7 protein-coding genes are annotated in these 12,039 nt (G+C 36.2%); all 7 read right to left on the minus strand.

The features are described 5' to 3' along the window. Nucleotides 1-84 precede the first annotated feature (84 nt). Nucleotides 85-915, minus strand: a complete 831-nt coding sequence (locus CXM95_RS17360; RefSeq protein ID WP_101699498.1) for a WxL domain-containing protein — start codon at nt 913-915, stop codon at nt 85-87. A 26-nt stretch (nt 916-941) separates the two neighbouring features. Next, a complete protein-coding gene (locus CXM95_RS17365; RefSeq protein WP_233499071.1) occupies nt 942-1,262 on the minus strand; it encodes an LPXTG cell wall anchor domain-containing protein in 321 nt (106 codons plus the stop codon). A gap of 753 nt (nt 1,263-2,015) precedes the next feature. Further along, a complete protein-coding gene (locus CXM95_RS17370; RefSeq protein WP_101699500.1) occupies nt 2,016-2,396 on the minus strand; it encodes a hypothetical protein in 381 nt (126 codons plus the stop codon). A 28-nt stretch (nt 2,397-2,424) separates the two neighbouring features. Next, nucleotides 2,425-9,174, minus strand: coding sequence for a DNRLRE domain-containing protein (locus CXM95_RS17375; RefSeq protein WP_101699501.1), 6,750 nt, complete (start codon nt 9,172-9,174; stop codon nt 2,425-2,427). Between the two features lie 655 nt (nt 9,175-9,829). Then, nucleotides 9,830-10,459: a sugar O-acetyltransferase gene (locus CXM95_RS17380; RefSeq protein WP_101699502.1), complete on the minus strand. Its 630-nt coding sequence runs from the start codon at nt 10,457-10,459 to the stop codon at nt 9,830-9,832. Nucleotides 10,460-10,515: 56 nt separating this feature from the next. Beyond that, entirely contained in the window at nt 10,516-10,839 is a 324-nt protein-coding gene (locus CXM95_RS17385) for a hypothetical protein (RefSeq protein ID WP_101699503.1), read from the minus strand. A 15-nt stretch (nt 10,840-10,854) separates the two neighbouring features. Then, complete coding sequence (locus CXM95_RS17390; RefSeq protein WP_101699504.1) at nt 10,855-12,000, minus strand: MFS transporter; 1,146 nt, start codon at nt 11,998-12,000, stop codon at nt 10,855-10,857. Between the last annotated feature and the right edge of the window lie 39 nt (nt 12,001-12,039).

Raw genomic sequence — 12,039 nt, forward strand, 5'->3', positions numbered from 1 at the left:
TCCTTCCTTTAAAGAAAGTAGCGCTACAAAATGTAACGCTACATCGTTCACTTCTATCAACTGAAACCGTTAGTTTCGTCAGGACTATACGCCATCATTTCCATCTGGTTGATCCACATCTTCTTCATCGTCATCCTCATTATCAGGAGTAGTAGATAATTCCCAAGTTAATGTAGATTTGTATTGTGCTGCATCTTTCGCTGTCGCACCAGGAACAAATAATTGGATGGCATTATTTGTCACCACATCAACCTTATCGTCCTCATCTTGTGCATCTAAGTTTTCTTGATTTCCCCAAACGACGGAAGAAACACCTGCTCCTTTATCTTTTGCTGCAGTCATCACAGATACGGCAGAAGCATTTGGTATCAATTTCAATCCACTTGTATGAGCTACTGGCGCATTCCCAGTTGTGCTTCCTTCATACTGGATTCTTGGACTTAACAATGAAATCTCTGCCCCAATCAAGGTATCATTGACTGTTTCTTTTGTTGCTTTAAAATCTGTCATACGTACTTGTAGATCCCAACCCGCATTCGTCCCACGGACATCTTGTACTTGTGCAAAACTGACATAAGGGACTTTGTTTGCTTCACCAGTCGTACCGGTTTTTTGTTGTTTTTCTGCGATCATATTATAGGTTTGATCTTGATTCGAAATGACCTGTGAACCAAAATTCATGGTGGCAGCTTTCATGATCGATAAAGGTCCAGTTGTTCCTGGCACTTCAGGTTCAATCTCTACATCTGGTCCACTTTCTGGCGGGACAACGACGAGGTCTTCATCTTCATTTGGTGTAAATTCAATCGTTCCATCCGTAGTGACCTTACGTACTTCATCTGCGAAGCCTGTGACACTTCCAACCAAAATGGTGGAGCTTAATGCTGCAATTGTTGCTAAACGGATAAATTTCATGTGATAATTCCTGCTTTCTTTTTGTTTTAGTCTTGTATTTGTTTGTTTTTTCGTTTCCACAAAAGAAAAACGAAACTGATGATCAAAATTCCTAACCAAAGGAGCCTAGAAGATCCATTATCATTTGTTTGCGGCAATATGCCACCTGGCTTGGCCACTTCAGTTATTGGTGGTCTCACAATACTTTCAGGTGGTGTTGGATCAGGTGTTCCGATGGGTTCATAGACACCGGTGAATCCTATTGTTCCAGCTGTTTCAACTTGTTGCACTTCTTGGGCAACAGCCATGTTGGATGAAAAGATGACGATCATTAAAGTGGCCATAAGCCACCCTTTTAGTTTTTTCATCATGTCCCTCCCGCTGTACTTGTCTCATAATTCTTCGTTTTTAAGAGGACAATAAAAAAGACATCCGATACCATCGAATGTCTTGGAAAAGTTATTAGAATAGGTTTTCTATTTTAGAGAATACATAACGAATATTTATTCTAAAAAACGAAGGTTTTTGATACTTTTTATGTAAGTTTGTATGCATACTTTATCCTTACATGAATTAGCTTACACTATATTCTCATTGATTTTAAATCATAATTTTCATAGGTGTATGAAATAACAGAATATTACTAGATAATTTCTATAATGATATAATTTATCATTATATTTTATTCTTAAACATTTGGATATAGAAAAAGGATCAAAAACTTTTAAGTTTCTGACCTAATTAAAGATTGTTCAATTAATTGTAAAATAATTTTTCAAAATAAAAATAAGTACTTTACAATTCTATGGACATAAAAAAAGTAATTGATCTCAATTATTGTATATAAAGAGAGCGCTCAGAAATTAATCATTTTCTGAACTCTCTCTTTTGCCATCACCTTCATAACGGTAGTTCGCTATCTGTCCATTAACCTTCCTAGAGAAGTTTCGGTTGTTCTCATCGTAATTGTATGTGACAAATTGCCTATTCGTATCTGTTTCATACAGCACATCAATGTTATCGCCATCACACTAAAAATGTATGAGTCGTTTGGATACCTCAGATTAATGTGTAAACAAATCCTCCCGATCGACGGGTAGATTTATTTTATGATACAAATTTCAATCTTGAAATTTATATAGCAATTTTTTTGCTGTAATATCAAACAAATCTGTTTTAAAGTGAAATCTATATCCTCTATAATCAAGAGTTGCATCATATAAAATGTTATCTAATTTTGATGAAAAATGATATTTAAAATCTAATAACTCTTCAAACTTAAAGATTATTTTAGAATTATTAGATTGTGAGCTAATTATCATGATCAATTTTGAATCTTTAAAAAAAAAATCATCTATGCCACTTCCGAATACTATACTTCCTGCATCGTCTACTTTCATTCCAGAAACAAATTTTACTTTTTCGATAATAGCATCATGGAAGTTGTCATAATCTTCAACAATTAAATTAATATCTTTTGTATCAGTTATATTAATCCACATAACTATACCATCTCCTTCATTATGATTATTATTTTCTAGTATGCTTTGGAATCTTTATACCTTTTTTATCTCTAATACCTTTTCTCCATATATGCTTATGTGGTACATGGGGATGTCGTTTAGGATTACCGTGGTTATTGTAATCGATATCAACACGTGGATTCCCCTTTTCATCATAAATTCTTTTCTGGTGTGTTCTACCATTTTTCACTTGAGTTTTTATTCTATTTCTTCCTCTGTACCCTCGCTGTCCTTTTGGTGGAACCTGCTTAGTAGTTCTTTTATTTTTGCTGTAAGGTCGTTTTTTCGCCAAATAATAACCTATGCCTGCTCCAGCTAACATAGTTACACCAGTAAAAATCACTTTTGCACTTATATAAATCCCTAGACCAGCTACAATCGCAAAATGCCCATTAGGGTCAACATACATCACCGGATTATTGTCCGCGTAAGTATATCCATTCATGGTCAATGGATCATCTTCGTCCCCTGGATCAGGATCAAGAGAGGTAAAAACTCCATGTGCCGGATGATAATACCGTGCCATTAAATAATACTGTTGGATTTCAGCATCGTACGTATATCCGGCATAACCATAAGGATTGCTTTTCGCTAGTTCCGTTTTTGCTTCACTGGTTAGAACGTTTCCCCACGCATCGTAAGTGTAACTGGCTACTTGCTGGCCGTTTTCGTCCGTCAATGCAACCACATCACCATGCCCATTGTAATGATAGTATACCGTGTTTTTCCCACTCTTCATAGCTAAGCGAATATTGTCATCAGAGTAGATATAATGACGTAAAACTTGCCCATTCGTATCTGTTTCATACAGCACATCAATGCTATCACCATCATAATGGTAGTTTGTTATCTGTCCATTAACCTTCTTAGACAATCGTCGGTTGTCCTCGTCGTAAGTGTATGTGATAAATGGTTGGTTTTCTCCCTTTTTCGTCACCCCTACCAAGCGATCCGCTTGATCCCAAGCGTAGTTATATTTTTCATCACTTAGACGATTCCCATTTGCATTATAGGTTAGTGCTTGACCATTGAAGCTAATCAACTGGTTTCCGGCATTAAAAGCTGCTTGATGAGTTGCGTTGTTGATAGTTACACTTGTTCGGTTACCAAATCCATCGTAAGTGTAAGACCGTACTTCTCCGTTAGATAAGACTTCTTTAGTCAATTGATTAGTGGAATCGTAACTGTATGTTGTCTTTTTCCCATCTGTATGCACGATACTTGTCCGATTACTTGTCGCATCATACGCGTAGCTCTCTTTTAACACTTGAATATGGTTTTTAGTTCCGATTGCTACTTCTGTAAGTTTATTCGTTTGATCATAACTAAAGTTTGACATAGAACCATTTCCTGCGGTGTAGAGCGTTTTATTTCCAAACTCGTCATAATCAAATCTATACTTGTTGTCGCCATCACTAACACTAGTGTTTTGATCCAACGCATTGTACTCATAGCTAACTTTGCTCGAATACGCTCCCTTATTTATGGTGACATCGGCTACTTTATCTGTCTTTCCTTTATTATCTTTTGTTGGCTTGTCTTTGTACTGATAACTGATGGTTCCCCCGCGCTCTTGAACCTTAGTGATTCGATTTGCATCGTCATATATTTTATCAGTTACTACTTGATTGAGATGATCTGTAACCTTAGTTTGATTCCCATTAGGATCATATTGAAAGCTATAAGCAGGAGTAGCCCCCCACAAAACTTTTGTTTGACGGTCTGCCGAATCATATTCATTCTTAATCTGATTACCGTTGGGCATGTTCACACCAATTTCATTCCCGCTGGCATCATATTCATAAGAAATCTTGCGACCTAATGGATCCTGATACAAGGTTGTTTTATCATCAGCATCGTAACTATACCCATGGCTTTGAGCTATGCCATTCGCAACAATCTCTCGTTTCGTTATATTCCCGTTATCATCATACGTATACTTCACTTCTGTCCCGTTCGCCAATCGAGTAACTACCAATTGATTGTCTTTATCGTATTGAAAATTCTTTTGCTGTCCTTTTTCATCTGTTTCACTTAAACGATTTCCAAATGTATCATAGGTAAAACTTGTTTTTCTAAGTTCTTCATCATATTGAGCAACCACATAATTTCCAGCAACATCGTACTCACTTTCAGTTAGCCTGCTCCCTTCCATGATACGAAGATTGTCAAAATACGCAGTACCAGTCATCTGATTTCGGAACATAAACAATAATTTGACTTCTTTGATTGGCTGTTTTGGTTGTACGGCAATAGCCGCACGGTTCCAATCTTGATTACCTGTCGGAAATTTCTCATGTCTTAATTCTTTCGATCCATCTTGATAGATAATATCTGCCCACAGTGAGTAGTCTTGATGGGCAGCACTTTTATCCCCGGCTTGCACATTTTTGGCTTTAGATAAAGCAGAAATAGTGATTGGTTCAGCTTTCTGTTGATTTAATGAGACGTATTGGGCAATATAGCCATTCCCTTCTGTTCCGCTTTTTCTTGTCATTTCAAATCCTTGTTCTCCAGAGAAAGCTTCATCTGATAACTGCAAGTTCGTTTTCGTTCCAGAAAGAGAGAAATGCTGAATTTCTTGTAACCCTGTTGCTTCCTCTAACCCACTATTTAGTACTGGGTTATATCCAGTATGTGTGCTGCCCTTTTCCAGCTGCACATTATCAAACCAGGCATCGCCGCTGCCAGCTTCATTAGCCAATTGCTCATTTTTTAAATAAATGCCGATACGTCGTGTCTCTTTTGTGGTAGTAAAAGTAACTTGTCTTCGAACCCAATCGCTATTGCCTTGGATTGCCGTTTCTCGGTTATTCCGCCACCCATCACCAGTTTGGTTATCTGATTTAATAAACCATACATCTAAAAAGGCTTGAGAAGCTTTCATATTAGCTGTTTTGATGTCTGCACTGAGCGTATACGTGGTATTTGGTTCGACATCAAATCGTTGGGCGATAGACGTACTGCTATGTGTTTTTCGATCACTATTTGCGGGTTCCGAATGGATCTTGATTGCATATTTCCCGCTTAGCGAACCAGGTGCCCGTTCTTTGGTATCAACACTCATCGAACCTTTGGCGCGGGTTTTGTCTTGTGAAAGATACCAACTGTCCGTATTACCGGATTCAAACCCACTATTTTTCACCATATTTTCACCCGTTCCTAAAGAAGCACTCTCTTTCAAGATATTCCCATAGCGATCATACATTGTGAACGAGGAAGTACTTGCATCATTTATAGTTTCTGATAATGCATCTGCTCCATCATATGCAGTAGTGGTTTTACGATTTTCTGTATCTGTTTCTGTAACAATATCGTTGTTCTTATTATATGCGTACGCCTCCGTACCATACGCATCTGTGAAGGTAAGAATGTTTCCTTCTCCATCGTAAGTATACGTTTCTGCTTGCCCTTTTGGATTGATTTCTTTCATTAAGTTATTAGACTCGTATTGATAAGAAGTAGTTAATTTTAATCCCTCAATATCTTCTATCGTCTTCTCTGGATTTCCAGCTTTCGAATAATAGTACGCTGTTTTCTTGCCCCGTTCATTTGTTACTGTGGTCACATGTTCGCTAGGATTGTAAGCCAACTGGGTTTTCTTTTGTACTGGATCAATAATCTCTTGAAGTTTGTTTTCGTCATACACATATCGGGTTTCTTGCGGATTTTCTTTAGTATGCTTGGGTTCAAAGAGTGACGTTAACTGTTGTTGGTCATTGTAACCGTAACCGTAGGTTTTCCCTCGCGCTGTTTTGGATTCAATCAATTTTCCGTCATCATCATACCGAAAGGAAAGGAGCTTGTCCCCAGGTAATTGAACTTTCTCAACCAATGAAGCGTCTTTTGCGTACGTTAGGGTTACTTCTCGGCCACTAGCGTCTTTGATTGTTACTAACCGATCTGTCGCATCATAGGTATACGCCGTCGTATTTTGGTTCTTATCAATTTCTTTGACTATTTTTCCTGTCTTAGAATACAAGGTCTTTGTCTTGTCTTCTTCGGTTTTTGTAAAGGTTCCATCAGCTTCTTTTTTGATTTCAGAAAAAAGTCCAGGAGGTGCGTGATAAATCTCTCCTTTTTTCTTGAAGACATGCTGCTTACCATCAGATTCCAACCAGTAGATTTCATTTTTTTCTACATGATCGATCAGCCTTTCTTCAAAAGTTGAAGACCAACCTTTCCCAAACAAGCCGATTTCTTGATCAAAACTATTAAATGTACGACTTAAGCCAATCGAGATTCCGCGACCTTCTAGGTTAAAATCTTCCTCCGTTAACAACAAGTTTCCATTTACTGCATTGATTTGACCACCGCGAACTGGAATACTTGTCCAAAAATCTGTCATCCCAAGCTTATCTGCTTGACTATCTGGTATGACTGGTGTTGCTGCTGCAGAGTCATTACTTTTTACATGTTTATTGTCTTTACGATACCCTCTGACTCGAAACCAATAATTTGTCTTCGCCGCATATTGTGTTCCGGCATTCTTATACACTGGTCGTGGATCTTTGGCTAACTCGGAACCTTTACCATCGGTATGAAGTTGGTACTTTCCTACAGCAATTTCTTCGTTGGTTGGCCAAATACCTTTTCCTTGTGTTGTCCAAGTTAATGTATTTCCTACATCGAAAGTTTGATAATCTTTTCCGTTAAAAACTAATACTTCATAACTATCCGCCAAAGGAACCTCTTCCCAACTTAACTGAACATACCCACTATTTTCTTCAGTTAAATTACTATAGGCTTTTGCAATGGGTCCTTTGGGTGCTCCTATTGGAAGATAGGTACGTACATAATCAGATTGAGGACTAATACCTCCAGGGTAGACTGCAGCAACTCTCACATCATATCCTGATATTCCTTTTAGACTATTTGCAGCTCCTTCTGCATCTACGTTTTCATAAAATTCTCTCGGATCAAGAGCTAAATCAGTCCCTTTTCCATCTGTGTGGTAGCGAGAAATCCCTTCCGCAATTTCTTTATCAGTGGGAAAAATCCCTTTCCCTTTAGTTGAAAAAGAAGTGACATTACCAACAGGAAACGCTAAATTTTCTTTTCCACTTGATAAGATAATCTGATAACTTGTTGCACCGTTTATCTTTGGCCAACTTATTTCTAAATGTCCAGTTTTCTGATTATCATGTGCTATACCTTTGACAGTAGGCTTTACTGGTTTATTATATGCATAAGTAATCTCAAAATATGGAATATTCGTACTATTTTCTGCTGCAACTACTTGTTTCCAATGATCATCTTGATTCTTAGTAGTTAAGCTGATCCCATAATTAACTCGCTTTCCAGTTGACCATTCTTGAACAAGTGTTGTGACATCAAAAGTAGCCCACTGAGCTTTTTTTACATTTGTTTTAGTTATATAAGTGTGCGAAGGTTTGTTGTTCCAGGTAATTTTTTTGGGGTCCCAATTTTGATTAACAGCATTTAGAGAAAGCTCGTTAGATAAGTTATCATATGAATGCCAAATATTATATACTTTAAACTGCGCTTTTTGAATGGTTGCTTGATTAATCTTGCTCATATCTGTTTTAAAATAAGCTTGGTTAGCTTGTGTATCTTGATATTTTCCTACCCATAAAGTGTGTGCTTTCAATTGTGGGCGCCATAAACTTGCTCCGCTATAGTTTGTACCTCCATTCGCTTGTCTAGCATTGGCATCTTGCAGCTTGTTATAAGTAATACTTGGATCAATATAAATGGGAAATACTCGTTCCGTGGACTGAATCCAATCACTATCTACTCGAAGTACAAGCTGATACAAGTTTTTTGTTAACGGAATCACTTCAAAATAATTACTTTCATTTGATATGCCTGACCCCAATTGCTCATCAAAATTTGAATCCGTCATTGTCGGCCGAGGAATCTCATAAATAAATTTGTTGTCTTTCGTTCGAAATGTTACTTCTCCAGTATCCTCTACCTTTGGATTTAATGATGTTTCGATTTCAAAATAATAACTATGGTAATCGTTTACACTATGGATGATTAAATCTTCTTTTACTGACTGATTAAACACCATTTGACGAAAATCAATTTCTGGCAAAACATTTTTGTAAAGAGCTTCGTTTTCAGAAATTTCAACATCCCGATCTTCTGTGACGATTGATACTTCTTCACCATATATTTTTTCTTGTTCTTCTTCCTGATCATTTATTGTTTCTTGCGTATGCATCTGGCTGTTTGCTGCTGAGCTATCTTCAATTACCTCTCCTGAAGAATCTGCTATTAATTGATTCTTTTCACTCGTTTGTTCTTTACTTTCTTTGGCTACTCCTGAAGCGCCTTTAAATGAAAAGGAGATCTTCTCGCTCCCGTCTCCTACAATCTGATACAATCCTTTTTCCATTTTTGGAAGAAACGTTGTTGGTATTGTCACATTATCTGGTTGAATAACCCCATCTTCTATTATTAGATTGGTCTGTACCTCCTCTAACTTTCCGCTGTTTTCAGCTTCTGTATAAATGGGTTCTTGATAGATTTTCTTTGTGAAAGTACCATCATGATTGTCTAAAACGACTTCATTTTCCGTTCTTTCCTCTATAATTTCTGTTGGCTCTTGAGGGCTAGCTACTTGTTCCTCAGAATCAACTAAATAAGGATATTCAGAGTCCATATATTTTGAATCTATTTCCCCGATACTTTCAGCAACAGCTATTGTAGATGGTATCACAATAGCCGTCAATAGAATGATGACGCTACCAACAATCCCTTTTCTAAAATAATTCTTCTTTCCCTGCACTATTCTCTCTCCCTAAACATTATCCTTCTAAATTGAGTGTTAAGCCAGAAGGTCAATTAAATATAATTTAATTGTATATAAATTGTCAATACATTTTTTAACAATATAAATACAAGACTTTCTACTACGAAAATTGATTATAATAGCATGCTCGAAGAAAGTTTAGTGCTAGTTAGAAAATAATAGCTAAAATTATACTGCAAACAAGCGGATTTGTTTTTGAAGCAATTAAAGCTCTTGAAACGATAAATTATGTCTCCAGACTAAACGTTTGAAGAGTTCTTTAGGAAAAAAGGTCAAAAACTTTTAAGTTTCTGACCCTTTAAAGAATTGTTCCACTACTCATAAAATGATTTATTTACGATTTAATGGACACGAAACAGTATGATCGATCATAGTTATTGTATATAAAAAGAAGATTTCAGAAATTAATCAATTTCTGAAATCTTCTTTACACATATCAATTTCCCATCTATTATTATCAAGCTATTATTTATGCAATGTAAACTTTATCAAAACCAAAATTTAATTACGTCATCTCTTAATTACTTTTTACCTTCAATAATTAGTATTCGGATGAATTCAGAACATCGATAAAATAGTATAAAAACAATTACTTTCACACAAACTTTTATACTAATCAATCAAACAACGCCTATTGAAAATTAAATTTTTTTAAGTGATATTCTTTTGATTTTCTGGTCCAAAGCTCTTTATCTGCTTCATTTATTTCTCTAATTACTCTAGCAGGATTTCCACCAACAATAGTGTTTGCAGGAACATCTTTCGTTACTACCGATCCTGCTGCAATAATCGAATTTTCCCCAATAGTTACTCCAGGAAGTATCACCGCATTTCCACCAATCCAAACATTACTTTCAATATGAATCGGCAAGCCAAACTCTAAATCAGTATTTCTAACTTCCGCATCAATCGGGTGTCCTGCCGTATAAAAACTTACACGCGGACCTACCATGACGTTATCTCCTATAATAATTTTGTTCACATCTAAAAAAATACAATCCATATTCGCATAGAAGTTGTTACCGATCTCAATATGTCTACCATAATCCACATGAAAAGGGGGATTTACATAAATATTTTCGCCCGATTTGCCAAACAATTCTCTTTCTAATCGAACGATATCCTCTTTTCTATCAATAGGTAGCTCATTAATTTTCTGTGCGATTTTTTTTCCGTGACTTGAATTATTTTCTGGAAATATATTTGATGCTATATATAATTCACCACTAAGCATTTGTTCGTAATCAAAATCTTTTTTCATAATTTCTCCTCTCAATTCCCTTTTTCAAAATTATAACTATATTTACTAACTTAATTTTAGAAAATTGATTTTTTAACTACCGTGAACGGATTTAGAATGATATTGTCCCTCACTGTTACGCCAGGATAGATAGTGACTCCCTCACCAATTAGCACATTATTTCCAATATTGATAGTATCAAAATCAAGAAAACATACATTATCCATAACTATTACGTTCTCTCCAATTGTTATATTCGACCCACTCAGAAAAAATACATCTTTTCCTAAAAATAATTCTTCACCGCAAGAACGGACGGACTTTCTAAATAAAAGAATTCTTAATTGATTGTTTTCAAAGGTGTTTATCAATTTCAGTCGTTTTTCTATAATAGGATCCATAATTCTACCTCAAATCTAGCTATGATCACTTTTCATAAGTATACTCCGCACAATTAAAATAACTCCTAAGATCAACAAAGATATAATCATAAATAATAAAGAATTTTGAGCGTTTTCTGACAATCCCAAGAGTCCGGGTAACGGATTCCAAATAAAGGGTGCTGCGAATGAGCTAACTATTGTTGTCATGGTAAGCAACGAATTTACTCGCGTTATTTGCTCGTTCTTTGCCAATTGATTCAAAATTACAGTTATTGAGGGTCCAGTAAATGAATAGATAAAATTAAACAAGACGGCAAATAGGAATATGCTTACCCACGTATTTGAATATACCAAGCCTAAAACAGAGCCTGCCGCGCCCAAGTAACCTAACGGAAGAAGGAATCGACGCAATTTTGAGAATATAAATCCGAAAGAAAAACCCGCGAGCATTCCAGCAATATTCATAATACTCAGTAGGCTTCCTGCTTTTTCGGTGGATTTGATCCCGTTATCAATCAAATAAGAAGGAATTTTCAGCTGCACTCCCCAAATAATTATAAACGTCAATAAACACAAAATAAGATAGAACCAAACCTTGCTACCTAACCTCTTGTTCGATATCTCCTCAGTAGATTGTGTTAAATTGACTTCTGGAACAAAAAACCATATGAGCACAGCTATGATGGCTAATAAAATATAGACCAAAAAGGAGAATTGCCAGCCAAGTGAAGCCAACCAACCAGATATTGATAACAAAATTGCATTGCCCAATGCACCTATTCCCATCTGCATTCCAAGAAGTTTCGATCTTTCAGATCCCTTATAAAAAAAAGAAATTAGTGAAATTGCATGTGGAGAATATAACCCAATGCCGATGCCTAATAGTATTCGACAAACAAGAATTCCGTAGTAGTCGTTTATAAATAAGGGAAAAACACCAAAGAGAGCTCCTATAATCAAACCCGTAACAATCGTTTTTTTTATACCTATCATTTTACAAATATAACCATTTAGTAGAATTGTTATAACCGCACTAATACTTGAGACTGTAACCAAGGTCTCCACTCTAGCTGTACTTTGGTCAAAGAAGAATAGCATCATTAGGGGTAGTATAGTTGTTATCGCTGTGGCTGAGCCTGTTACCGTAGATAAAGACAGTATTGCTATCTTTTTTTTCAAATTACTTACTCCTTCCTCAAACTAGGCATGATAACAATT

The sequence above is a fragment of the Enterococcus sp. CR-Ec1 genome (genome assembly GCF_002850555.1).
Classification (GTDB): Bacteria; Bacillota; Bacilli; order Lactobacillales; family Enterococcaceae; genus Enterococcus_D; species Enterococcus_D entomosocium.

Bases quoted from the DNA above. Each gene is read 5' to 3' on its own strand.
- CXM95_RS17370 (WP_101699500.1), bottom strand. From the start codon at position 2,396: ATGTGGATTAATATAACTGATACAAAAGATATTAATTTAATTGTTGAA.
- CXM95_RS17360 (WP_101699498.1), bottom strand. From the start codon at position 915: ATGAAATTTATCCGTTTAGCAACAATTGCAGCATTAAGCTCCACCATT.
- CXM95_RS17380 (WP_101699502.1), bottom strand. From the start codon at position 10,459: ATGAAAAAAGATTTTGATTACGAACAAATGCTTAGTGGTGAATTATAT.
- CXM95_RS17365 (WP_233499071.1), bottom strand. From the start codon at position 1,262: ATGAAAAAACTAAAAGGGTGGCTTATGGCCACTTTAATGATCGTCATC.
- CXM95_RS17385 (WP_101699503.1), bottom strand. From the start codon at position 10,839: ATGGATCCTATTATAGAAAAACGACTGAAATTGATAAACACCTTTGAA.